The organism is Nostoc sp. PCC 7107 (assembly GCF_000316625.1).
Taxonomy (GTDB): Bacteria; Cyanobacteriota; Cyanobacteriia; order Cyanobacteriales; family Nostocaceae; genus Nostoc_B.
In genome coordinates, this window is record NC_019676.1 from 3918587 (window position 1) to 3942358 (window position 23772).

Annotated in this window: 19 protein-coding genes; 12 read left to right on the forward strand and 7 right to left on the reverse strand. The window is 37.8% G+C overall.

Going from position 1 to position 23772, the window contains the following annotated elements; genetic code table 11:
* The first annotated feature begins 8 nt into the window (after window positions 1-8).
* The 11 genes from NOS7107_RS16965 to NOS7107_RS17015 all read left to right on the forward strand — a co-directional run bounded on the left by NOS7107_RS16965 (window position 9) and on the right by NOS7107_RS17015 (window position 13513).
* Window positions 9-1265, forward strand: coding sequence for a polysaccharide pyruvyl transferase family protein (locus NOS7107_RS16965; RefSeq protein WP_015114183.1), 1257 nt, complete (start codon window positions 9-11; stop codon window positions 1263-1265).
* A 10-nt stretch (window positions 1266-1275) separates the two neighbouring features.
* Window positions 1276-2262 carry a glycosyltransferase family 2 protein gene (locus tag NOS7107_RS16970; RefSeq protein ID WP_015114184.1) on the forward strand — a complete coding sequence of 329 codons (987 nt, stop codon included), beginning with the start codon at window positions 1276-1278 and terminating at the stop codon, window positions 2260-2262.
* Window positions 2263-2385: 123 nt separating this feature from the next.
* Entirely contained in the window at window positions 2386-3453 is a 1068-nt protein-coding gene (locus tag NOS7107_RS16975) for a glycosyltransferase family 4 protein (RefSeq protein ID WP_015114185.1), read from the forward strand.
* A gap of 66 nt (window positions 3454-3519) precedes the next feature.
* Complete coding sequence (locus tag NOS7107_RS16980) at window positions 3520-4509, forward strand: glycosyltransferase family A protein (protein WP_015114186.1); 990 nt, start codon at window positions 3520-3522, stop codon at window positions 4507-4509.
* Between the two features lie 105 nt (window positions 4510-4614).
* Window positions 4615-5778, forward strand: coding sequence for a glycosyltransferase (locus tag NOS7107_RS16985; protein ID WP_015114187.1), 1164 nt, complete (start codon window positions 4615-4617; stop codon window positions 5776-5778).
* Between the two features lie 136 nt (window positions 5779-5914).
* Complete coding sequence (locus NOS7107_RS16990; RefSeq protein ID WP_015114188.1) at window positions 5915-6727, forward strand: hypothetical protein; 813 nt, start codon at window positions 5915-5917, stop codon at window positions 6725-6727.
* A gap of 210 nt (window positions 6728-6937) precedes the next feature.
* Window positions 6938-8194: a glycosyltransferase family 4 protein gene (locus tag NOS7107_RS16995; RefSeq protein WP_015114189.1), complete on the forward strand. Its 1257-nt coding sequence runs from the start codon at window positions 6938-6940 to the stop codon at window positions 8192-8194.
* An 11-nt stretch (window positions 8195-8205) separates the two neighbouring features.
* On the forward strand, window positions 8206-9384 hold the full coding sequence (locus tag NOS7107_RS17000) for a glycosyltransferase family 4 protein (protein WP_015114190.1): 1179 nt from the start codon (window positions 8206-8208) through the stop codon (window positions 9382-9384).
* A 121-nt stretch (window positions 9385-9505) separates the two neighbouring features.
* Entirely contained in the window at window positions 9506-10819 is a 1314-nt protein-coding gene (locus NOS7107_RS17005) for an O-antigen ligase (RefSeq protein ID WP_015114191.1), read from the forward strand.
* A gap of 130 nt (window positions 10820-10949) precedes the next feature.
* A complete protein-coding gene (locus tag NOS7107_RS17010; RefSeq protein WP_015114193.1) occupies window positions 10950-12185 on the forward strand; it encodes a glycosyltransferase family 4 protein in 1236 nt (411 codons plus the stop codon).
* Window positions 12186-12337: 152 nt separating this feature from the next.
* The gene (locus NOS7107_RS17015; protein ID WP_044500085.1) at window positions 12338-13513 is read left to right on the forward strand and encodes a glycosyltransferase family 4 protein; all 1176 of its coding nucleotides are present in this window, start codon (window positions 12338-12340) and stop codon (window positions 13511-13513) included.
* Between the two features lie 31 nt (window positions 13514-13544).
* Here NOS7107_RS17015 and NOS7107_RS17020 read toward each other — a convergent pair whose 3' ends face one another.
* From NOS7107_RS17020 to NOS7107_RS17035, 4 genes are all read right to left on the reverse strand, one after another.
* A complete protein-coding gene (locus NOS7107_RS17020; RefSeq protein WP_015114195.1) occupies window positions 13545-14783 on the reverse strand; it encodes a nucleotidyltransferase family protein in 1239 nt (412 codons plus the stop codon).
* A gap of 361 nt (window positions 14784-15144) precedes the next feature.
* On the reverse strand, window positions 15145-16602 hold the full coding sequence (locus NOS7107_RS17025; RefSeq protein WP_015114196.1) for a hypothetical protein: 1458 nt from the start codon (window positions 16600-16602) through the stop codon (window positions 15145-15147).
* Window positions 16603-17413: 811 nt separating this feature from the next.
* The gene (murQ, locus tag NOS7107_RS17030) at window positions 17414-18337 is read right to left on the reverse strand and encodes an N-acetylmuramic acid 6-phosphate etherase (protein WP_044500900.1); all 924 of its coding nucleotides are present in this window, start codon (window positions 18335-18337) and stop codon (window positions 17414-17416) included.
* A 405-nt stretch (window positions 18338-18742) separates the two neighbouring features.
* Window positions 18743-19162 (reverse strand): DUF3110 domain-containing protein, encoded by a 420-nt coding sequence (locus tag NOS7107_RS17035; protein WP_015114198.1) that lies wholly within the window; start codon window positions 19160-19162, stop codon window positions 18743-18745.
* A gap of 135 nt (window positions 19163-19297) precedes the next feature.
* Between NOS7107_RS17035 and NOS7107_RS17040 the strand changes: the two genes are divergently transcribed.
* Entirely contained in the window at window positions 19298-21961 is a 2664-nt protein-coding gene (locus NOS7107_RS17040; RefSeq protein ID WP_015114199.1) for a CHAT domain-containing protein, read from the forward strand.
* Window positions 21962-22079: 118 nt separating this feature from the next.
* On the opposite strand, the gene NOS7107_RS17045 is transcribed toward NOS7107_RS17040, so the two are convergent.
* The 3 genes from NOS7107_RS17045 to apcA form a co-directional block, all read right to left on the reverse strand.
* Window positions 22080-22286 (reverse strand): phycobilisome linker polypeptide, encoded by a 207-nt coding sequence (locus NOS7107_RS17045; RefSeq protein ID WP_015114200.1) that lies wholly within the window; start codon window positions 22284-22286, stop codon window positions 22080-22082.
* 239 nt (window positions 22287-22525) lie between these two features.
* Window positions 22526-23014 carry an allophycocyanin subunit beta gene (gene apcB / locus NOS7107_RS17050; protein WP_015114201.1) on the reverse strand — a complete coding sequence of 163 codons (489 nt, stop codon included), beginning with the start codon at window positions 23012-23014 and terminating at the stop codon, window positions 22526-22528.
* A gap of 64 nt (window positions 23015-23078) precedes the next feature.
* Window positions 23079-23564 (reverse strand): allophycocyanin subunit alpha, encoded by a 486-nt coding sequence (apcA, locus tag NOS7107_RS17055; protein WP_015114202.1) that lies wholly within the window; start codon window positions 23562-23564, stop codon window positions 23079-23081.
* Window positions 23565-23772: the final 208 nt, after the last annotated feature.

A 23772-nucleotide genomic window follows, 5' to 3' on the forward strand; every position in this document is an offset into this window, starting at 1 on the left:
AAAATCAGGTGAAAGCAGTTATTACGGGAATTACTGGATTACGTAACCGAGGTGTTGAAGCAATGGTTGTTACCACCATTGAACAGCTACGCCAAAGGCATCCAAAGCTGGCTATGAGTATTCTCACAGAAACCCTTGATTATGATGAAGTCAGGCTGCAACAGTACAACTTAGATTTAATTAGCGATGGTTCTTTAAGACCACTTCATAAACTTCATCGTTGGCGCAACAATTTATCGAAATTCTACAAGCCCATAGCGCCTGCCTACAAAGATATGTTGCGGTTGTTGGATGGTGCATCAGTGGCGATCGCATCTGGTGGCGATATATTTAGCTCTGATTACGGTGTGAACTTTCTCAAAAGACAACTCCAACCCCTAGAATATGCTTTAGATGCTGGTGTACCTGTAGTATTCCTGGCACAATCTATTGGGCCTTTTAAAACTCAAGCAGAAGCAGAAATTTGGCTGAATGTTGCTCGTCGCTCCAAGTTAGTTACTGTCAGAGAAGGATTTTCTTACAAGTATGTAACTAAAGATTTAGGTCTGTCTTCAGATATAGTGAAACATACAGCTGATCCAGCATTTTTGCTCCCGCCAGCACCGCCAGAAATTGTGGCTAACTTGCGGAAGTTGTACAACATCAATCCAGACTTTCCCCTGGTTTCCCTCGGAATTAGTCAAGGTATTTGTCGCTATACTCGTACTGACTACGATCAGCACATCAAAGTTTGGTGTCAAGTAATCAAGATGATTATTGATGAATTTGGGGCGCAGGTACTACTGATTCCGCATGTACATGATTATCGTCCTCACAACGACGATCGCATTCTTGCAGGACAATTGCAGAGATTATTGAACTTCGATCCTCGTGTTCAGTTAGCTGGTGCTGAACATACAGCCTCAGAATTTAAAGGTTTGATCAGTACTTGCGATTTAGTTGTGTCTGAGAGAATGCACGCTGCGATCGCCGGATTATCGAGCGGTGTTTGTACCTTACCCATAGGTTACTCTGTCAAAGCCGAAGGTATTATGACTGATTTACTGGGTGCAGAAATGGTTCACCAAGGATTACTAATATCTGCTCAACAGTTTCTAGATATTGATACAGCTTGCAACACAATTCGTAGTGCTTGGCAACAACGCCAGCAAGTATCTGCTCATTTAAACTCAGTTTTGCCGGAAATCAAACAAAGAACAGCAACGAATTTTGACTTAATCGCACAGATATTAGCTTATTTATGTAGCAAACCTTCATCATTGTAAGAACATCAAGATGAAAGAATTGGAGATAAAACAAGTTCCGCTTGTGGGTGTGATTGTACCTTTGTACAACAAAAGTAAGTATATCGCTAGAGCGATCAACTCTATACTAGAGCAAACATATCAAAACTTTGAAATCATTGTTGTAAATGATGGCTCTACAGACAATGGCCCAGATATTGTCAGCACTTATCAAGATTCCCGCATCCACATCATTCACCAAATTAATAGCGGGCCTGGTGCAGCACGTAACAGAGGTATTGCAGAAAGTAAGGCTCCCTTTCTCTCATTTCTTGATGCTGATGATGAGTGGCTACCAGAATTTTTAGAGAAGTCCATAGAACATCTTCAAGAATATCCTGAGTGTTTGCTGAGTGTAAGTGGACATTTTCGGGGTGAAGAACGTACAAGTTGGCAAGAACATCTTCCTCCTTTTCTGGGAACAGAAGGTGTATGGCGACTGCCAACTGATATGAAACCACAATTAGTGAAATCTGCAATCGACTTCTTTCACTCTGGCGCTGTATTATGCTCACGAAAGATACTGGAAGAGTTTGGTGGTTTCTATAGTAAAGATCGCTGCACTTATGGCGAAGACTCCTATTTATGGATACAAGCAGCATTAAATTACCAAATTTACTTAGATCCAACTCCACTCATGTGGCATCACACCGAAGCATCAGAACTTGGACAAGGACGCAAGGAAGTACGACCACCTTGGCCTAAGCTCACCGATCCAGAGCCTATCAGGAATAACTGTCCCCAGGAATATCGTCCGCTTCTAGAGCATTGTTTAGCATATTACGCACTATTAGCAGCTTATCGCCATATTCATATCGGCGATACTAAAACTGTGAAGGCTCTTTTAGAAAATTTTCCAGTTAGCCAAAGTTTTTATCAAAATTATATTAAACTAAAAATTCGTTCAAGCTTAGTAGAATTATTAAATATATTTTTTGAATTCAAGCGTTGGTTACATAAGATAACAATAGTATCTTAATGACTAACTGCTAATTTTTCATAAAATTGACGAAAATTGCAAGATCAACAATCCATCTGATACGCAGGCTTCATAAATTCATCAATTTGATAAATCTGAAAATAGCTACAATAGCAATTAAGCATGAAATCTATATTCCTCCCTCGCACAAATGATGATAATCCCTACCAAAAAGAGCTAATTAATCACCTCAACAAATTAGGTATTCAAGCAGAATTACCTGATGATTCAACTTCAACAACTTTTTTTTTACCAGCAGTATTTTTTCCGAATAAAGCAGATATAATTCATTTGCATTGGCTCAATCCTTTCTTTGCAGGTTCAAACATCTTAGAAAGAATCCTCAAATTATTATTTTTTATTTTAGAATTAGTTATTTTAAAACTAGTAGGAATCAAAATTATTTGGACTGTACATAATCTGAAAAACCATGAAAATAAAAACATAGTTTTAGATAGTTTATGTAGCAGTTGTGTTGCTAAATTAGCCAATGGTATTATTGCCCATTGTGATAGTGCCAAAGAAGAAGTTATAAAATCTTTTTCCCTAAGTGATCAAGAGAAGATATTTGTTGTTCCACATGGAAACTATATCAATTGTTACGATAATAATATTGAAAAAAGCCTATCCCGAAAAATCTTAAATTTAGATGATTCTGCTTTAGTTTTTCTTTTCTTAGGGATGATTAGACCCTATAAGGGAGTATTGGAACTAATAGATACATTTAAAAATCTAGATAATAAGACCAGTCAATTAGTAATTGCAGGAAAAGTATATCAGAATAGTCCAGAAATGACAGATATGCTTTTACAAAAGATTGATGGTGATCCAAAAATAAAATTCATACCGGGATTTGTTCCCTCCGAGAAAATTCAAATTTATATGAATGCTTGTGATGTAGTTGTCTTTCCCTATCGAGATATTTTAACTTCAGGAGCCGTAATGCTGGCTATGTCTTTTGGTCGAGCCTGTATTGCTCCACGCAAAGGATGTATTGGAGAAGTACTAGATAATTCTGGAGCATTTTTATATGAAATTGATGATGAAAGTGGTTTAATTAAAGCCATGAATTCAGCCTTAAAACAACAATCTCAACTATCAAATATGGGTCAATATAATCGCCAATTAGCAGAAAAATATGACTGGAAAACCATAGCTGAAATCACAGGCAATGTATATGGTCAATGTTGATAACTTTGTAATATTCAAGAGCATATAGTCAATACATAAGTAAATTTTATTTAAAATGTAAAAATAATGAATATATCAAACCAAGAGCAACCAATTGTTAGTGTTATAGTCCCAACATTTAATAGAGCTAATCTTTTACCGCGAGCAATTTCCAGTATTCTCAAACAGACTTTTTCTAATTTTGAACTGATTATCGTTGATGACGGTTCTACAGATAACACTGCTGAAGTGGTTAAAGAATTTACAGACCCGCGAATTATATTTTTACCTTTAGGTAAAAACTATGGTGGTAGCTATGCACGTAATCAAGGTATTAAAGCTGCACGTACAGAACTAATCGCATTTTTAGATAGTGATGATGAATGGCTACCTGATAAATTAGAGTTACAATTAAAACGGTTACAAGATAGTGATGATCCTCTAGCAACTGTTGTTTATTGTCTAGGGTATGAATGTGTAGAAGAACAACGAAAAATGCCTAGTTTAACTCTGTTTGAAGGAGATGTTTTTAATCATTTATTGGAAGGTTGGCTACCTCCTACCACTTCACTCTTTATGGTTAAACGCTCTGCCTTACTAGAAGTTAATGGCTTTGATGAACGTCTACCTAGTTTTCAAGACTATGATTTGTGGTTAAGTCTAGCCGCCGCAAATAACCATTTTTTAGCAGTAAATCAACCACTTATTATCAGATATTTTCATGAGCAGCAAATCAGAGGCAATTTAGTTGCAAAATCCACAGGTCTGGAAATATTTAAAACTAAATGGGGGGAAACTATGAAACAGCGTGTTGGCTACATAGAATATTGGAAATTTATATCCTTAAAAACCTCAATCATTCAGCTAATTCGGGTAGGAAAATCAGTCGAAGACGGCAAAAAAATGCTGGCTTTGAGTTATGTTATTGGTTTATTAAAATATTTACCTTGGTCAGCAAATATGATTATTAAAGCGATAGTATTATCTACATTCGGAAATAATGGATATCGGTCAATATTTCTCTTAAAATCTAGAATTAAACAGTTAATCAAGGGTTCCAAAAAATATCAATATTGATCAAGTTTTCCAGCAATATAATTAACGCATAAAATTAAAGCGATCGCGCAGAGCAAACAAGCTATATTATTTCCTCTAATCAGTTTAGCAACTAATCAAAATTTCATGTTAGATAAAACTCAGGGTATTTCCCATCCTGCCGTTATAATCTTCAGTAGCCTCTTACTTCCTGCTTCTCAAACATTTGTTCGAGATTTATTAGGAGAAGCATTGGAAAATTTTACTCCTTATTACGTAGGTTCGCGTTTTGTCAAAGGATTAACGTTACCTTCAGAACGCGCAATAGTAGTCAACAGAGGGAATTTTCCTGGACAAGTAGTAGAGGCTGCATTTAAATTTTCCGGCGTTGCTCCAAAATTGTATCAAAAACTACAGCAGATCAATCCTGTTTTAATCAATGCCCAATTTGGGTTAAGTGGAGTATTAGCACTTCCATTAGCCCGAAAACTGAAAATTCCTTTACTAGTACACTTTCGAGGCGCTGATGCCACCGTCAAAGAAGAGTATGCCCGTTACGCTTCTGTCAATCATTGGATTTATTATCGTCGTCGGGAAATGCTGAAGCGTGAAGCCCAGATATTTCTTGCTGTATCTAATTTTATTAAAACAAAGCTCATAGAACAGGGGTTTCCAGAGGAAAAAATCATTACACATTACGATGGAATAAACATTCAAAAATTTCAACAAGATGTTTCAATCCCAAGGGAACCTGTAGTTCTGTTTGTGGGGCGTTTAACGGAAAAAAAAGGTTGTGAATACCTGATTAAATCAATGGCAAGAGTCCAATCTATTTTACCTAACACCAAATTAATAATTATCGGAGATGGTAGCCTAAGATCAGAGCTAGAAGCTCTAGCCGCAAAATTATTGAGCAACTATCAGTTTTTGGGAGTACAATCCTCAGACGTAGTTAAAAGTTGGATGAACCGCGCCAAAGTGTTAGCAGCACCAAGCGTTACCGCTAATCAAGGAGATTCTGAAGGATTACCTACTGTTGTTGTTGAGGCGCAAGCTATGGCGCTTCCTGTTGTGAGTACGTTTCATGCTGGTATCCCAGAAGCTGTGATTAACGGAGAAACTGGTTTTTTAGTAGCAGAACGAGATATTGATGGACTAGCTGAATATATTTTGGCTCTCTTAAAAGATAATGAAAAATGGCATTACTTTAGTGTCAAGGCAAGAGAACATATAACCAAAAATTTTGATAATTCCAAACAAATCAAAGTTTTAGAAGGTATTTATAGCAGTTGTTTAGCCACAAGAATTTAGATACATTTTTGATATTTGATATCAGGCAATAATCACGCCCACTTTTCTGCAAAAAATCATAAATTTTGTATATTCATAAATAAAGTTACTTAAACAAATATCTCATTTACCTTAATAAAATTTTGAGCAAAGAATTATGACTAATAAAACACAACTAACAATTTTAGTAAATAGCACAGACAGTTTTGAAGATTGTTGGCAGCCTTTTTTTAAGCTTTTTTCTATTTATTGGCCAAATTGTCCATATCCTATTATCCTCAATACAGAGACAAAAACCTTTTCTTATCCAGGCTTAAATATTCAGTGTTCGCAAGTTGGGCTAGATGAATCAACAGCTAAATTAAGTTGGAGTGATTGTTTAATTCGGTGTTTAGATAAAATTAATACAAAATATGTACTGTATTTACAAGAAGACTATTTTCTCAAGGATTATGTCAATACGGATCTGATTGATCAATTTCTCCAAATTATGGATCATGAAGAGTGCGCTCATATTCGGTTAATGGAAATTGTTGGTAACAAAAACGAACCATATAATAAATTGTCTAAATACCCTTTACTCTGGGAGTTGCGGCAAAAATGTAACTATCGTATAAGTTTGCAAGCGGGTATTTGGGTCAAAGATAGACTGAAGTTTTATTTAAAACCAGAAGAGTCTGGTTGGGAATTTGAACGCTGGGGTTCGATTAGAGCTAGTAAGGAAACCGATAAATTTTACTGCCAAAGTCTTGATTACTTTAATCGTCAAAATAAATTTATTATTCCCTATAGTTTAACAGGAATTGTTAAAGGTAAGTGGTTAGAAGAAGCTGTGGTTGATTTGTTTAAACAACACAATATTGATGTTGATTACTCAGTTCGTGGTTTTTACCGTTTAAATCAAAGACAACAATTGATCCAAACAATCAGAAAAGCTGGACGTAAATTGTTTGTGGAAATTTTTTCCTAACTTGAGCATTCTGTAAAGGTAGTAATTGATACTACTCTCAATAAATAAAAAAATCGGCGTTGCTGATTGAGGGGATGATTTTTGTCTCACGCAAAGCCGCAAAGAGCAAGAGGTTGAAAATTAGAATTTTATGATTTCATCCCGCATTTATGCAACGCCAAAAAATCAATTAACAAGATGCAAAGATTTTCTCAGGGGAGTCATTAATTCATGAAAGTTCTTGTGTCTGCCTACGCATGTAGACCAAATATGGGTTCCGATCCTGGTATCGGCTGGAATACGATTAACGAACTAGCAAAAAAACATCAAGTCTGGGTTTTAACCCGTAAAGATAACTATCCGTTTATAGAAGCTGAAATCCAACAAAAATCAAGATCTGGATTAGAATTTATCTACTTTGACTTACTTGGTGCCGATCGCTGGAAAAAAGGTTCTGGACTAATCATCTATTTGCACTATTACCTGTGGCAAATACAAGCATATTTTGTGGGACGAAAGCTACATCATAATATTGATTTTGATATAGTTCACCATGTATCTTATGTAACGTATAACTATCCAAGCTTTTTATCTTTGTTACCAATTCCTTTTATCTGGGGGCCCGTTGGGGGTGGAGAATCTGCACCGAAGACTTTTTGGCAAAATTTCCATTTGCGGGGCAAAATTTACGAACTATTAAGAAACTTGATGCGTTGGACTAGAGAACATGATCCCTTTGTGCGTCTGACAGCCAAGAGAAGCATTTTAGCCTGGGGAATGACTCAGGATACAGCAGTCAAATTAAAAAACTTAGGTGCTGACAATGTAAGAGTTTTTTCTCCTATAGGTTTACCCCAGCAGGAGATAGATATCCTTTCTCAATCTTTAGTACCCAAAACTTCCCCAGTGATATTCATCAGTATTGGTAGGTTGTTACACTGGAAAGGTTTCTATTTAGGTTTGAAAGCTTTTGCCCAAGCAAATCTTACAGATGCTGAATATTGGATTATTGGAGATGGGCCAGAACTGAAATATCTGCAAGCTCTGGCGGAAAAATTGGGTATTACGCAGCAAGTTAAGTTTTGGGGTAAGCTGCCAAGAGAGAAAATTTTTCAATTATTAGGAGAATCTCATGTGCTAGTTCATCCAAGTTTACATGAGTCAGGTGGATTCGTCTGTATGGAAGCAATGGCAGCAGGTAGACCAGTCATTTGCCTTGATTTAGGGGGGCCTGCTTTGCAGGTGACGGAAGATACGGGTTTTAAGGTTTCTGCTCATACTCCCGAACAAACTGTGCGTGACTTAGCAACAGCAATGACTTGTTTAGCTCAGGATGCCGAATTACGTTTGCGTATGGGAAACTTAGCTCGCAAGCTGGCAAGAGAAAACTTTTCTTGGGAGGCAAAAGGTCAGACTTTAGCTCAAACTTACGAAGAAATTTTGAGTTCTCCAAAAAGTTTGACATCTTCAAGTGCGATTCAGCTTTGAATTTCTAAATTATGCAGATTTTAAGTATTCACAACAACTATCAAATTCGTGGCGGCGAAGATGAATCTCGTGAGGCTGAAGAAAAACTATTACGAGAAATGGGTCATGAAGTTGATGTTTATCAAGAACACAATGACCGAGTTCCATCTATTGGCGCTGTCCCGATGGCATTGAGATCTATTTGGTCTAAAGAATCTTACAACATAGTCAAACAAAAACTTCAGCGCTCAAACTGTGACATTGTTCATATTCAGAATTTTTTCCCATTAATTTCTCCTTCGGTTCACTATGCTGCCAAGTCAGAAGGTGTGCCTGTCGTTCAAACTTTGCGTAATTATCGTCTATTGTGTCCCAATGGCTTATTTTTCCGTGATGGCCTAGTCTGCGAAGATTGTATGGGGAAGTTTGTCCCTTATCCTGGGGTTTTGCATGGTTGCTATCGAGACAACCGTCCAGCAACGATCGCTGTAGCAACTATGCTAACTGCTCATCGGGCTATGCGTACTTGGCTGGAAATGGTAGATATATACATTTCTTTAACTGAGTTTGCCCGACAAAAATTTATTACGGGAGGTTTCCCAGCGGAAAAAATTGTCGTCAAGCCTAACTTCGTGCATCCAGATCCTGGGATTGGAGATGGTGCGGGTGGTTATGCGCTGTTTGTCGGCAGGCTATCTGTAGAAAAAGGATTAGATACTTTACTGACTGCTTGGAATTATCTGGAAGGGAAAGTTCCTTTGAAAATTATTGGGGAAGGGCCTTTAGCAGATCAGGTGGTGGAATCAGTAAAGAAATTACCTAACGTAGAATGGCTAGGGCGTAAACCAATGTCTGAAGTGCATAAATTGATGGGAGAAGCGATGTTTGTAGTTTTTCCGTCCAAATGGTACGAAACTTTTGGTCGAGTAGCGGTTGAGGCATTTGCTAAGGGTACCCCAGTAATTGCTGCTAATATTGGAGCGATCGCAGAATTGGTAGACTCTGGACGTACTGGATTGCTTTTTTCACCTGGCAACCCAGAAGATTTAGCAACTAAAGTACAGTGGGCTATGGCTCATCAAGAACTACTAGCTCAAATGCGTCAAGAAGCTAGGAATGAATTTGAATCTAAGTACACAGCGCAACAAAACTATTATCGGATGATGGAAATTTATGAGTTAGCTACTAATCGTAGTCTGTTAAAAATTTGATGAATTTACCTATATAAAAATTACTGTTATTTTAACCCTAGACAAAAATATTTCTGCCATTCAATTTATATCTAAATTGTTTTCCTCTCCCAACCTTAACAAATAACAGTTAAAGCAGCTTATGCTCAATAAACCAAGTATTTATCTGAAAAGTGATACAGAAAAATCCACCATAGCTGATAAATTTCTCAACTGGTATAGTTGGGTGCTTTTGGGATATGCTTTGTGTGGACGAGGATTTTCTTACTTCGGAGTTGGGCCTTTTTATATCGGTGAAATTACTCTTGTTTTCGGATTGTTCACGTTAAGTATAAACAAGTCTATCCCAAAAATTCTTAAGCTACCTCATACTTGGTTTTTAATTATATTTATGGTGTGGTGTTGTATCAATACCATACCTTATTTTCCTATATATGGCTTGGACTGCATACGTGACGCTGCATTATGGTACTACATATCTTTTGCTCTGATAGTTGCAACCTTACTACTTGGTAAACCACAGCGCTTTTTGTTTATGGTTGCCCAGTATGAGCGTTTTTGCAGAATTTTTATTATTCTTCTGCCATTTTTTTGGTTAATAGCTAGAACACTACCACTACCCAGTTTACCTGGTGCTGGAGCTAAAATTATCTCTCCCAAAACAGCAGATGCCATGACTCATTTGTCTGGAATTACTGCCTTTTTTGTTGGGTCTAGTCTACTAGATGTTCAACCATTATTATTTACTTTTATGTTTTTTGTTAACTTGGGGGTAGTAGCTCTAAATGCAAATCGTTCAGGAACAATCGCTTTTCTCAATGCTTTTTTTGTAGTTGGACTTGCAAAGTATAAAAGTAGTAAAATTTGGCGTATAGTAACTATTATAATTTTGATTGTTTTATTAGCTGGAATTATCAAACCAGAAATATTTGAACCATTAATCAACAAAATTTTAAGCATTTTTATTGATAATAATGAAAGGCAAGGTTCAAAAGAATATCGCTTAGAATGGTGGACTTATTTAATTAAAAGCACTATCTCAGATCATTTTTGGACTGGTCGTGGTTTTGGGTTCAACTTGGGTGCTGGTACTGGTTTTGACCCAGTAGGCGGTGGTATTGTGCGTAGTCCCCATAATGGGCATATTACAGTACTTTCTCGTACGGGTGTTCCTGGTTTTGTTCTTTGGTTATTAATTCAATTAAGTTGGGCTGGTAACATACTAGCTAAATATTTGCAGTGTAGAAGAAAGGGAGAAACAAAATGGGCTGGCATATTTTTAACTTTACTTGCTTACTGGGTAGCTAGTATGACTGTCACATCATTTGAAGTGATTATTGAAGGCCCTACAGGCGCTATTTGGCTATGGACAATGTATGGGATTGGTTTAGCCGCAATGCAAATATACAAACGTTATCCTCAACTTCTTGAGACAGAAATTGACTCCGGACAATGAGTAACTCGTCGCAATATTTAAGAAATTTATGTGTTAGAGATATTTCTACTTTAAGTTACTTAAATATTACTAAATGTAACTTTTTACACACTATTAATCCCGAATTAATGCTGCACGCAACTGAATAATTATGAAAATTCTGATTTCTGCATACGCCTGTGAACCAGGTCAAGGTTCTGAACCAGGAGTAGGTTGGAATTTTATTCGAGAAATGAGCAAATATCATCATATCTGGGTTTTAACTTCTAACTGTCACCGCCCAGGAATTGAAGCTGAATTAGCCCGCCAGCCACAACCCAAACTCAATTTTATTTATCTAGATCCTTTTAGTTTAATTATAGATTGGAGCCAGAAGGGAAAAATTACCCAAAAATGGGTATATATTCATTACTATCTATGGCAAATTAAGGCTTATTTTATCGGGCGATCGCTCCATCATAAAATTTTATTTGATATTGTGCATCATGTAACTTATGTCAAATATACTAGTCCGAGTTTTCTTTGTTTATTACCAATTCCTTTTATCTGGGGGCCTGTTGGCGGAGGAGAATTAACTCCCAAAAGTTTTTGGCAAAGTTTAAATTTTCGCAGCAAAATATATGAGTTTATCAGAAACACAGCTTGCTTTGTGGGAGAATGTGATCCTTTTGTCCATTTAACAGCAAAACGTAGTATTCTAGCTTGGGCAACAACTGAGGATACAGCTAAAAGGCTCCAATACTTAGGGGCAAAAAATGTTCAAATATATTCTCAACTTGGTATATCGCCGGAAGAATTAGCGAGTTTTGCAGATACCTCTCCACCTCATAAATCTATTATCAGGTTTATCAGCGTGGGTAGACTGTTGCATTGGAAAGGATTTCATCTAGGATTATTAGCATTTGCGAAAGCAAACATATCTAATTCCGAGTATTGGTTTGTTGGAGAAGGATCGGAGCGAAAACATCTGGAAAAAATCACCCACGAACTAGGCATTTATCAACAAGTAAAATTTTGGGGTAGTTTGTCTCGTAACGACACTTTAAGTAAAATAAGACACTCCCAAGTACTAGTTCACCCAAGTTTACATGACTCTGGGGGATTAGTCTGTTTAGAAGCTATGTCTGTAGGTTTACCAGTTATTTGCTTAAATTTAGGAGGGCCAGCACTTCAGGTTACTGAAGAAACTGGTTTTAAAATTCAGGCCAACACACCAATACAAACAGTCAACGACATCGCTCAAGCAATGATATCTTTGGTTGCAGAGCCGAAATTGAGATTAAAGATGGGTGAGGCTGGTAAAAATAGAGTTAGAGATGTTTTTAGTTGGGAATTTAAAGGGTTGTTTGTGGCTCAATGTTATGGAGAAGTTTACAGTCAAAGATAGCTAGATTTTCCCTAATTGCTATTCCCCGTTTTTATAGACTATTCATATAAAAATAAAGTTCAGATAAATTTTTATTAGTGTATCCCTCATAACCAAAATTACCACACCTTAACTGAATAGTATTAATTTATATCCAACAGTTCAAAAAAAGCATGAAGCTGTTAATGTTACACAATCGCTATCGATTAAGCGGTGGTGAAGATAAAGTAGTTCAGGCAGAAAAAAGCCTATTAGAAGCTAATGGGCATAATGTGATTTTATTGGAAGAAAATAACCTGAATATAGTTAATATTTGGGATACATTGGCAGCAGCTGGGGGAGCCATATATTCACTTGCATCTAAACACCGAGTTCAAGCGGAGATTACGCGTTGTTCTCCTGAGATAGTTCATGTACATAATTTTTTTCCTTTACTATCTCCTGCTGTCTATGATGCTTGTTATGGTGCTGGAGTACCTGTTATTCAAACACTGCATAACTATCGCCTTGCTTGTCCTAAAGCAATGCCATTTCGAGATGGCAAAATTTGTGAAGATTGTATTGGTACATTAATACCTTGGTCTAGTGTGGTGCATGGCTGTTATCGCAACTCTCATATTCAAAGTTCTGTTGTAGCAGCAATGACTACATGGCATAAATTAACAGGTACTTGGCATAAGAGAGTCAACGGTTATATTGTTTTGACTCAATTTCAAAAAGAAAAAATGATTCAAGCTGGACTACCAGCAGAAAAAATTTATATTAAACCAAATTTTGTTTTTCATCCAAATACTACGAAGCCTAATAATCAGCGTGATGATTACTTGCTGTTCGTTGGTAGACTATCAGAAGAAAAAGGAGTTTCTGTTCTGATTGATGCTTATATCCATAACAATATATCTACACCATTAAAAATTGTCGGAGATGGCCCACTACGTCAATTATTACAGAAACAAGTTCAACAAGCAGGCTATGCAAACTTAATTAAATTTTTAGGATATCAAGATAAATCAATAGTTATGGAACTAATGAAAAAAGCTAAGTTTTTAGTTCTTCCGTCTATTTGGTATGAAGGTTTTCCATTAACAATCGTGGAAGCCTTTGCTTCTAATTTACCTGTAATAGTTTCCCGATTAGGGAGTATGGCAGAAATTGTTGAAGATCAAGTAAGTGGATTACACTTTGAAGCTGGCAATTCACAAGATTTAGCAGCTAAAATACAATGGGCAATTAATCATCCTAAATTTATGAATGATTATGGTAATAATGCTCGTTTTATTTATGAATCTAAATATTCTTCAGGGGTAAATTATAAGCAATTAATGTCTATTTACAACCAGTTTATTTAAAAGGTAATTTCTCGTTTAATATAGTTTTTACTTAGGTTCTATTTTGATTAAAAAAAATCATCCTGACTGGTCGAACAAAATAGTACAAAAATGACAAAGCCTTGGGTAAAAGTATAAAACTTTTATCAGCGATGGTGGGAACAATCATCTGTTCATAGCAATATGTTATCTTGTCCCAAGGATTTTCTATCAAATTTAAATGAAATAGGACGGATTTTAATTGACTGTGTGGTGCAGTATTTGGCAGATTACAAGTAAGTTCAATAATAATTTCAGAAGTTATATTTTTGACTAATGAGTTACCTTCTATCTTTTGTAAAATAAATTCAGGAAGTTGAGCATCTAAAACATCATGAGCAAGAGAAAGTCCTAGTAACAGCATTCGTGTCATTTTTAGCTTTATGGCAAGCTGCCAAATCTTTTCCCAATTCGCATCAGGATGGGTACGTAATACTTCAGCCAAGTCACATATTCTATTCAGCCATAGCCAACAATCTTTCCCTCCTTGTGAACAGAGAATAATGATCAGATTTTCCGCTGAAAAGCCGAGTATTTCTTTATCAGTAAAAGAGATTAATTTGGTATCTTTCCATATCCATTCTGAACTGTATGGTACTGAAAATTTCTTGGATAACACTCCTTGATGAACATCTAAAGTAACTTGCTCTTGCCGATTAATTAAATGTAATTCCCAATGAGAACGTAAATAAGCTTCTTGATCGGGAATAGTGAGAGATTTAAGATAAGCGGCTTCTTGTTCACTACTATCTGCATAAGGCTCAAATCCTTTATCCATTAAAACTTGTTTAGTTTTAATAAAGTCTTCTCTATGTACTAGCAGATCCAAATCTCCAAAAGATCTACGTGAGATATCTCCGTAGGCTGTAATAGCTAAAATAGGCCCTTTAAAAGGAATTACAGGAATGTTATGTTCAGCGAAAATATTTAATATATTGAAAAGTTTACTAGCCATTAACAGACTATTCTGTGTATTAAGGTAATAATATTTTTGTAGTGAACTAAGGATATTACTAGGAATAGATTGAGTATCTATTTTACTAAGATTAATAAATAACAGGGGTAAAACTTTGTGGTAAGCAGCAATTTCTATGAGATATTGCCAGTTAATTTGCGCTTGTTGTAACAAAGTTTGGATTGTTATAGAAATTTTTTCGTCTATATAAGTGCGAGAACAGCAAATTAATAATTCTATTTCAGGAGTTATAATATTCTGCTGAAGATGTACTTTTTCTAAAAATACTTTGCTCATATATTAAATATTCAAATAATCAGGATATGATTTTATCACACATATCAATATTTAAAGCATATTGATAAAGTAAATGTTAAGTTAAGTGTGTTTTGTCCATGAAAGTATTTGATATGGAACTTACGCACAAGTCACGGAATATCGAACCACAGAGGCACAGAGTTCACTGAGAAATAGAAATTTCAGAGATATTTTGCGTAAATCCTGTGATAGTTTTGTTGATTTAACTAAATTTTAGAAAAAAAATAGCTAGAGTAAATCTAGCTAAAGCGTTGATGATTTAAATGTCATTTCATTCATCAGACCTTTGTTGATGATTGACTAACTTAGTTTGGGGAATTTACAAAGGCTATCGTTTCAATTACTGACTGCGAAGAGTAATGAGATCCAAACTTTCTACTTTAGGAATAGTAACTGTTCCTTTACGCATCAAAGCAGTGCCAATGTAGACGTTATTCACATTGCTGTTAGAACGATACATTTTCATCTTGATGTCTCCAGTTTGAGCTAGTTCTTCTACAAACACCGTGACAGCAAAAGTTTCTGCTTGACGACCAGATTGTGCGTCACTGACCAATGTACCTTCTGGATAACCGAAACCAGCAGGTAGAGCAAAGAAAAATTTGTCAGAAGTGTAATTACTTATTCCTATTCCCCAAGAACCGTTAGGGTTTTTTGCACTAGCTACAGTAATTCGCGGTTTTTTACCTGAAGACCATCTCATCTCATTCTCTAGTGAGCTATAGCTTTTGCGGAATACGGCTCCGACATCAAAGGTTCGAGTTAGTTGCTTGAAGTAATGATATTTTTGGAACAACTGATATTGAAATGGGCTGATAGTGTAAGGAATTATTCGTGTAGAGTTATCTTCGGTATGTGATGGTGCATGTCCAATAAACCAAATCCAGTGAGTAACCCGATTATTCATATCATTGAGAAAGCGGGAAGCCGCAGAAGCGGCTATAAGAGCATTCCCGGGTTCTTCTGGGCCATTGGTACCAGCTTCTGTCATCCAATATTCTTTATCTGTTCCTTCGATTTGTGAGACTATCCAAGATGCGGCGGCCATATTGTAGGAATGGGTAGAAATTGCCGCCAGTGCTTTCCAGGCTTCGGAGTCATTTTTGATGGCTTTGATAATGCGGACAGCGATACTATCAGCATTAGCCAACTCAGGTGTAATTATTTTGACATCTTGTAAATTACGATTATCTAACTCTTGGCGCAGAGCCTTAACTATTACAGGCCATTGAGAATCTTTGAATCTGATTGAATTATCATTAGGCTCGTTTAATATGCCTGTAGCATGAAGTTTAACTCCATATTCCTGCTTCATTCGAGATATGAAGTTGGCTAAAAGAGCAGCATAATTGAATATTTCAGTATCTTTAATGTAGATACTATCTTCAGACTTCATATAGGATGGTAAAGCACCAGGGGCTAACAGCAGTGTAGTACATCCATTTGCTAAGGCATCAGCAATAAATCCTGATTTTACGTAAGGATTTACGAACACAGGCATGTTTTCTACACCGGGTTGAGGTGCATATTTATTTCCGTCGAACCATAGCCTGACAATCTTGAATTTGGCATCATTGCACAGCAGTTTTTGCAGTGTATTTTTTTGTGATTGTGTTAGCTTTCCATATCCATTACTGCCAGCAATAGTTGAGCTAAATCCTAATCCTTGGAATGCTTGCTTTGCTCCTGATTTAACTGTGATGTTAATAGGAGTAATTGCTAATGCACTAGATAATGGTTGTGCCAAAAATGCAGCAGAGGCGACTAAAGAACACAAAAAAGAATTACGTTTATTCATGAAACATCCTGAACTGATTAGGGAACACTAAACTCTTTCAATTTCTCGATATCCGAGAAATTGCGTAAATAGGGCTGAGATCATAATGTGATTTAGGTTAACTTAATATTTGCGTGATTGGTACTAGAAAAAACTCGTAACTATTGTTAAGAAAAGGAGATGTTACGTATCATAAGAAACTCGTAATTCTACGTAATATTTAAATTTAATCAGAAAATACTTAATTTTATTTAATTGTCAAAGCACTGTATAGCAGTGTTTTGCATACTTAATCTATTATTTTCAATTTCTATGTAACTTGTAACACCAATCATATCAAGCTTGATTTTTTTGGGTATATTCTAGGAAAAATAAATTGTAGTATTTTAAATAAGCATTTTTATTTTGCCGTATAAAAATACCTATCTCTCTTCGTGCAGGTTTGGGAAACAATAGGATTTCCAGGAGGGTAGATTTGATATAGCTATCCTAAATGAGTTGTGAAACTACTTGTTGAGGTAGGGAATAGGAAACACAAAAGAAGGATTTAAGAATGTTATGTATGGGAATATAAATTTTTTTGTCTAGTAAAACAACATTGATAAATTTGTAATCTAATTTTTTATTATTTACTAAGATTTGTAAGCGTAAATTTGTTAATTTATTCCCTTTTAATTTTGTTTTATTACTGTTAAGCGATCGCCTGAAAATTGCTTACCAGTAAGAAGATTGATCACAGTGTTCCAGTCGCAAAACGAAAAAAAGGCTTGCCACCAAAAATTAGTAGCAGCCAGATGTTGGGAATTGATATCAGAATTTATCTATGCAATTCTTAGGCTTGTGTGTTGTTGTAGGTGGCTACAGCGGCTCTGAGATTACCTTGGTGTTCTGATAAAAGCCGATCGCCTGCTGCTTTTTCTAAACCAGTCCAGTGCATTAATAAAGCCAGCTTCACCCATTTACCGCTACGTTCAAGCAGTACACTTGCAGTTTCCCGACTTAAACCAGTAAGGTCTTGCAGAATTCGCAAAGCGCGATCGCGGAGTTTTTGATTTGTGACTGCTACATCCACCATCCGATTGCCGTAAACTTTGCCTAGCTTTACCATCACCCCAGTGGACAAAATATTTAAAGTCAGCTTTGTAACTGTACCAGCTTTTAAGCGAGTTGAACCAGCTAATACCTCTGGCCCAGTTAACAGACGAATATCAATATCAACATCGATACTAACTTGTGCTTTTGGTACACAGGCAATAAATATAGTTACGGCTCCCCGTTGACGAGCAGCGCTCAACGCTCCATGCACAAAAGGAGTTGTCCCACCAGCCGTAATCCCAACCACCACATCTAATTGAGTAATTTGTCTTTGAGCGATCGCAGCTTCTCCATCTTGGGCGCGGTCTTCTAAATCCTCAGAACTACGTACCAGTGCGCCAGCACCACCAGCAATGATTCCCTGTACTAGTTCTGGAGGTGTACAAAAAGTAGGGGGACATTCAGCCGCATCTAACACCCCTAACCTACCGCTTGTACCTGCACCTACATAAAATAAGCGTCCGCCTTGGTGCAAACGCTCTGCTGTTCGTTCAATGGCTTGAGCTAATTCAATTTTCGCTGCGGCTACTGCTGCTACGGCTTTTTGGTCTTCGCTATTAAACAGTTCTACTAATTCTAAAGCACTAAGTTGATCTAAGTTGAGACTAAGAGGATTTACCTGCTCAGTCAGAAGATGCCCGCGTTCCTGTAAATCTGCCATTGTTTCTGCTTCCTGTGTCATTTGTTATTTGTCCTCTGTCATTAGTCATTTGTCAAAAAACAAAGGTGGATGAGTGTAAATAAAACCCTAATAATCTATGTCTTGATTTCACGCGTTGCTTCTTTAACTTACACCCCTACCCCCTTATACCCTTACACCCACCTCAAGAGTTACCAATGACTAATGACTAATAACCAATGACCGAAAAATTTGAGATTTTGGATGGGGAATTTTCGGTACAAGCCCCACCTCTTCAGGGCGGAATTAATTCAAAATACTCACTGCACTGCGTACGCTTCCCTAACGCCAATCTAAAATCCGACGCTCGACGACTCGCTAACGCTGCGCTATCAAGCTCCACCCTAAAGTGTGGAATCAATCCAAAATCCAAAATTGATTGACTAATTACAACAATCCTTCTAGTTTGCGGCGAATATTTTCGAGTTCCGAGTCAGAAAATTCTGTTTCCGCTGCTCGTGGGACTTGTTCAGAGTCGAAGGTACTGTCATCGTTGTCGGTATCTATTTGCCAGTCAGTTTCTTCTACGTTCAGTTCTGGGGGAAGAATTAAATCACTATTTTTCGGTACAATTTCCCAATCATAACCGGCACTGTCGCAAAATTCCTTAATTTCTTCCGCATCGATCGCTTCGACTGTAGGTGTGGCGAAATCCTGCGCTTCTAACATCAGGGCAAAGCGGAGAGCATCGTCTTCTGATTCAAACATGAGAATTTTATTGCGATCGCCAACTCTAACCGTGTGAATCCCTTCGTTTTCTGTGTGAGCATTAAAAATTAAAACAAATATACGCATCGGTGTAATCATCTTTGAAATCTGAAGTGTGTAGACGCTTGAGCGTCTTGCCGCAGGCTAGGATGAAGTATGAAATAAATTGTTTTCAGTCTTTAACTTTCAATCCTCATCCTTTATACTTTTTTATTTAATCATCTCCTTGTTGCCATGCCCATCAAAACCAAAAAGAGGGATTTTTGGCTAAATTATCGCAAAATAATTAGGCTTTTAAGTTTATTGTTGTATTTTGTGGTCAGTCTGTTATGTGTACTAGGTTCGCCTGTGTTGGCAGTGTTACCTCATAATATCTACACTGCTCCTTTATTGACGAATGCCACCATTACTGATCCACCTTTAGAACAAGGCAAAATTTTCTATGATGCTGGGCGTTTTAGTGAAGCAGTGCAAGTATTACAACAAGCAGCACAAGCATATAGACAGACAGGAGATAAACTTAAACTAGCTACTACCCTCAGCAATTTATCCTTGGCTTACCAGCAATTAGGCGAACTTACAAAGGCACAGCAAGCAATTAATGAAAGCTTGAAATTGCTGGAAGACCGCCAAAATTCACAAATATTAGCCCAATCACTAGAAATTCAAGGTCGTCTACAACTGGCGATAGGAAAGGCAGAGACAGCTTTAGTTAGTTGGCAGCAAACTGAGAAAATTTATCAGCAAACCCATAATTATAGTGGTTTGGTGCGATCGCAAATCAATCAAGCACAAGCTTGGCGGACTCAAGGTTTTTACCGTCGCGCCATCCAAATACTAGAGGTAGTCAATCAACAATTGCAATCACAACCAGATTCTCTTGAAAAAGCAGTCGGGTTGCGATCGCTAGGGAATGCGTTGTTAATATCGGGAAGTTTGCCAAAATCTCAAGAAATTTTAAAACAAAGTTTAGCGATCGCGCAAAGTTTAGAATCTGATCATGATATGGCAGCTAGTTTGTTTAGTTTGGGCAATAATGCACGCAAACAACAGCAAACACCAGCAGCAATCGCATATTATCAACAAGCTATCAAACTATCTTCTTCACCTTTAGCAAAAATCTCAGCACAGCTTAATTACCTGAGTCTGTTAATTGAAGGTCAACAATTAACCGAGGCCGAGTCTTTATTACCGATTATTCAATCTCAACTTAACCAACTTTCCCCCAGTCGCACTGCTATTTACTCCCAGATTAATTACGCCCAAAGCTTGATAAAACTGGAAATGGCAAATCGACAAAAAAACTCTGCTCCTGATTCGCAACTGCCAAATCTGCGAAAAATTGCTCAAATTTTGGCTAATACAGTCAAAGAAGCTCACAGTTTAGGCGATCGCCGTGCCGAAGCCAATGCACTTTTGAGTTTGGGTAACTTGTACGAACAAACTAAACAGTGGTCAGAGGCTACAAATCTGACGCAGCAGGGGTTAATTTTAGCACAGGCTACTATTACACCAGATATTGCCTATCGCTTGCAGTGGCAATTAGGCAGATTACTTTGGCAACAAAAATATTTTCCCGGTGCGATCGCGGCTTATGATGCAGCGGTGGAAACTCTTAAGTCTCTGCGTAGAGATTTAGCAACCATTAATCAAGACGTACAATTTAATTTTCGAGATAGCGTTGAACCCATTTATCGCCAATCAGTAGAGTTACTGTTGCAATCTCAAGCAGAACAACCAAATACGAAAATTTTAGATCAAGCACGTCAACGAATCGAAGCTTTGCAATTGGCAGAATTAGATAACTTCTTCCAAGAAGCTTGTTTAGAAGGTAAAAACGTCATCCTGGATCAAGTGGCTGATCAGGAAAATCCCAATACTGCTATTTTTTCAACTGCTGCTATTTTTTATCCGATCATTCTCCCTACACAACTTCAAGTAATTGTCAAGCTACCTAAACAACCTCTACAACTTTACAGCACAAATATTACCCAAGAAGAAGTAGAAACTGTTGTTAGCAAACTCAGAAAAGTCTTGGTGAATCCGACTGCTACCAACGCCGTCAAAATTCAATCACAAGCTGTTTACAACTGGCTGCTTAAACCTATTGAATCGAAGTTATCAGCCACAAAAGTTGATACTCTTGTATTTGTGCTGGATGGTGTATTGCGTAACATCCCAATAGCATCTCTCTACGATGGTCAAAAATTCTTAATTGAGAAATATGCGATCGCCTTAAGTGTTGGTTTACAACTGCAAAATCCTCAGCCTTTAGTACAACAGCAACTCAAAGCTTTAATTGCTGGGTTAACGCAGCCTCCACCAGACTTTCCTAACTTTGCACCATTACCTGCAATTAAGTTAGAAGTTAAGTCTATTTCCAACGCTGGAGTTGCTACAACTAATCTGTTAGATCAGCAATTCACCAGCACAGCCCTAGAAAAACAAGTCAACTCATTTCCTTTTAATGTGGTACATTTAGCCACTCACGGCCAGTTTAGTTCCCGTGCTGAGGAAACTTTCATTTTAGCTGCCGATGGGCCTATTAATGTTAAGCAATTTGATAGCTTACTCCGCAGTCGAGATGAAACTCAAGCACAAGCAGTAGAACTTTTAGTCTTGAGTGCTTGTCAAACCGCAACCGGAGACAAACGCGCCGCGTTAGGACTCGCAGGGACAGCCATCAGAGCCGGTGCGCGTAGTACTTTGGCTTCTCTGTGGCAAATTGATGATGAATCTACAGCTTTATTTGTTGGTGAATTTTATCAAGAGCTAAAAAAAGGAAACATCAGCAAAGCTCAAGCTCTCCGTCTTGCTCAACTAAAAATCTTGCAACACCCCAATTACAGAGCGCCTAGTTTTTGGTCTGCTTATGTATTAATTGGTAATTGGTTGTAATCCTGGTACTAGTTAATGACAAATAAATTAAATGTTGACTATTGACTATTAACAAAAAAGAGGTCTCTTTTGACCTCTTGGGAACTCCCTACAATAAAGTTCTCTTTGTATAGATGAATTAGGACAGCCCAGCGTTGGTACCTTGCTTGCCAGTTGCCAGTTCCACTTTAACGATTTTGCCACCCATTTTTTGAATCCGTTGCTGTTCGCGGAACCAATTTTCGTAGGGAACCAATTTGGTGAAATAGGTATTTTGTAGTTCGCGTTGAGTACGAATACGGGTTTGGCTTGGAACGCAAGCAGTAATTTTAAACAACCGCGCCATGTGATGAATCTCCTGTGGTGAGTGTGAAAACTTTTTTTATCTCAAAATGAAGCGGGAGTATATTTTTTAGACAAATCTTTAATTAATCTCTCCAAGGCTGGAAATCAAACATCAATACTAGACCACTAACACTCACCATGATTTATACAATTAAGATAAGCGACAAGACGTTCTAGCACTCACAGTTGATTTCCAGACCTTAATAAAGCTGCACCTAATTACTCAGATGCGACTAGCTCTTAGCTCAAGCCAGAGGAGATGTAGTCTAAGTAAACGCCCATTTCTTTACCAGCGTCGGGGCCGACTAAGCTGGCGGTTACTTCTTTGATTGCTTGGATAGCTTGTACTGTAGCGCCTACGGGTACACCCAAGGAGTTGTAGGTTTCTTTCAAACCGTTCAATACACGCTCATCCAGGATGGAAGGATCGCCAGCCAGCATAGCGTAGGTAGCATAGCGGAGGTAGTAATCCAAGTCACGGATACAAGCAGCGTAACGACGGGTGGTGTACATGTTACCACCGGGACGGGTGATATCAGAGTACAACAAAGACTTAGCAACAGCTTCTTTAACGATCGCAGCTGCGTTAGCGCTGATGGTGGTAGCTGCACGAACGCGCAGTTCACCTGTAGAGAAGTAAGCTTTGAGTTTTTCTAAAGCAGCTGTGTCGAGGTATTTACCTTGAACGTCTGCGGAGTTAATGACAGCGGTAATTGCGTCTTGAGCCATTTTGTTAATTCCTTATTTTCAACCGTATTGCAACAGTTTGTGTCAGCAGGGAAAAAGCTTTACCCTACGCCAATGAACCTACTACGTAGTCAAAGTAAGCGCCAGCTTCAGCAGAGTCTTCAGCGGACAAAAGGGTGGAAGCAGCATTTTTCAGTGCAGCAACGCCGGAGGAAACAGCATCAATAGGAGTGCCTAGAGACTTGTACATTTCCCGCACACCGATGATACCGATTTCTTCGATGGGTGTAACGTCACCAGCAACGATTCCATAGGTGATCAAACGGAGGTAGTAGTCTAGGTCGCGTAAGCAGGTAGCTGTCAATTCTTGACCGTAAGCGTTGCCACCGGGGGATACAACGTCAGGGCGTTTTTGGAACAATTGGTCGCCAGCTTGCTTAACTAGACGCTCACGGTTGTCGGTCAAAACTTGAGCGATGCGGAGGCGTTGTGCGCCACCAGAAACAAAGCTCTTGATCCGATCTAGTTCGCCAGGGCTGAGGTAGCGAGCTTCTGCATCAGCATTCACGATGGACTTCGTGACGATACTCATTAATGGATTCCTCCAGTACTAATGAAACCAGGATATGAAACTGGTGCGGTTTTAATTTTGGTCGAATGTAGCTACGTTTTCTCGTTGTTTTTAGATACAACAGTTGAGTAGCTGCTGTAGCTAATACTTTACGAGTTTGCTGGTGTAAATTTCAACTACACCAACGTAAAAACTCAGCTACCTTCCGCAAAATATTCTCCGGCATTCT

What these genes read in the sequence shown, in the direction of transcription:
- NOS7107_RS17015 (WP_044500085.1), top strand. Translation starts at nt 12,338, where the DNA reads ATGAAGCTGTTAATGTTACACAATCGCTATCGATTAAGCGGTGGTGAA.
- NOS7107_RS16975 (WP_015114185.1), top strand. Translation starts at nt 2,386, where the DNA reads ATGAAATCTATATTCCTCCCTCGCACAAATGATGATAATCCCTACCAA.
- NOS7107_RS16995 (WP_015114189.1), top strand. Translation starts at nt 6,938, where the DNA reads ATGAAAGTTCTTGTGTCTGCCTACGCATGTAGACCAAATATGGGTTCC.
- NOS7107_RS16985 (WP_015114187.1), top strand. Translation starts at nt 4,615, where the DNA reads ATGTTAGATAAAACTCAGGGTATTTCCCATCCTGCCGTTATAATCTTC.
- NOS7107_RS17000 (WP_015114190.1), top strand. Translation starts at nt 8,206, where the DNA reads ATGCAGATTTTAAGTATTCACAACAACTATCAAATTCGTGGCGGCGAA.
- NOS7107_RS16990 (WP_015114188.1), top strand. Translation starts at nt 5,915, where the DNA reads ATGACTAATAAAACACAACTAACAATTTTAGTAAATAGCACAGACAGT.
- NOS7107_RS17040 (WP_015114199.1), top strand. Translation starts at nt 19,298, where the DNA reads ATGCCCATCAAAACCAAAAAGAGGGATTTTTGGCTAAATTATCGCAAA.
- apcB (WP_015114201.1), bottom strand. Translation starts at nt 23,014, where the DNA reads ATGGCTCAAGACGCAATTACCGCTGTCATTAACTCCGCAGACGTTCAA.
- murQ (WP_044500900.1), bottom strand. Translation starts at nt 18,337, where the DNA reads ATGGCAGATTTACAGGAACGCGGGCATCTTCTGACTGAGCAGGTAAAT.
- NOS7107_RS17035 (WP_015114198.1), bottom strand. Translation starts at nt 19,162, where the DNA reads ATGATTACACCGATGCGTATATTTGTTTTAATTTTTAATGCTCACACA.
- NOS7107_RS17025 (WP_015114196.1), bottom strand. Translation starts at nt 16,602, where the DNA reads ATGAATAAACGTAATTCTTTTTTGTGTTCTTTAGTCGCCTCTGCTGCA.
- NOS7107_RS17005 (WP_015114191.1), top strand. Translation starts at nt 9,506, where the DNA reads ATGCTCAATAAACCAAGTATTTATCTGAAAAGTGATACAGAAAAATCC.
- apcA (WP_015114202.1), bottom strand. Translation starts at nt 23,564, where the DNA reads ATGAGTATCGTCACGAAGTCCATCGTGAATGCTGATGCAGAAGCTCGC.
- NOS7107_RS16980 (WP_015114186.1), top strand. Translation starts at nt 3,520, where the DNA reads ATGAATATATCAAACCAAGAGCAACCAATTGTTAGTGTTATAGTCCCA.
- NOS7107_RS17020 (WP_015114195.1), bottom strand. Translation starts at nt 14,783, where the DNA reads ATGAGCAAAGTATTTTTAGAAAAAGTACATCTTCAGCAGAATATTATA.
- NOS7107_RS17045 (WP_015114200.1), bottom strand. Translation starts at nt 22,286, where the DNA reads ATGGCGCGGTTGTTTAAAATTACTGCTTGCGTTCCAAGCCAAACCCGT.
- NOS7107_RS16970 (WP_015114184.1), top strand. Translation starts at nt 1,276, where the DNA reads ATGAAAGAATTGGAGATAAAACAAGTTCCGCTTGTGGGTGTGATTGTA.
- NOS7107_RS17010 (WP_015114193.1), top strand. Translation starts at nt 10,950, where the DNA reads ATGAAAATTCTGATTTCTGCATACGCCTGTGAACCAGGTCAAGGTTCT.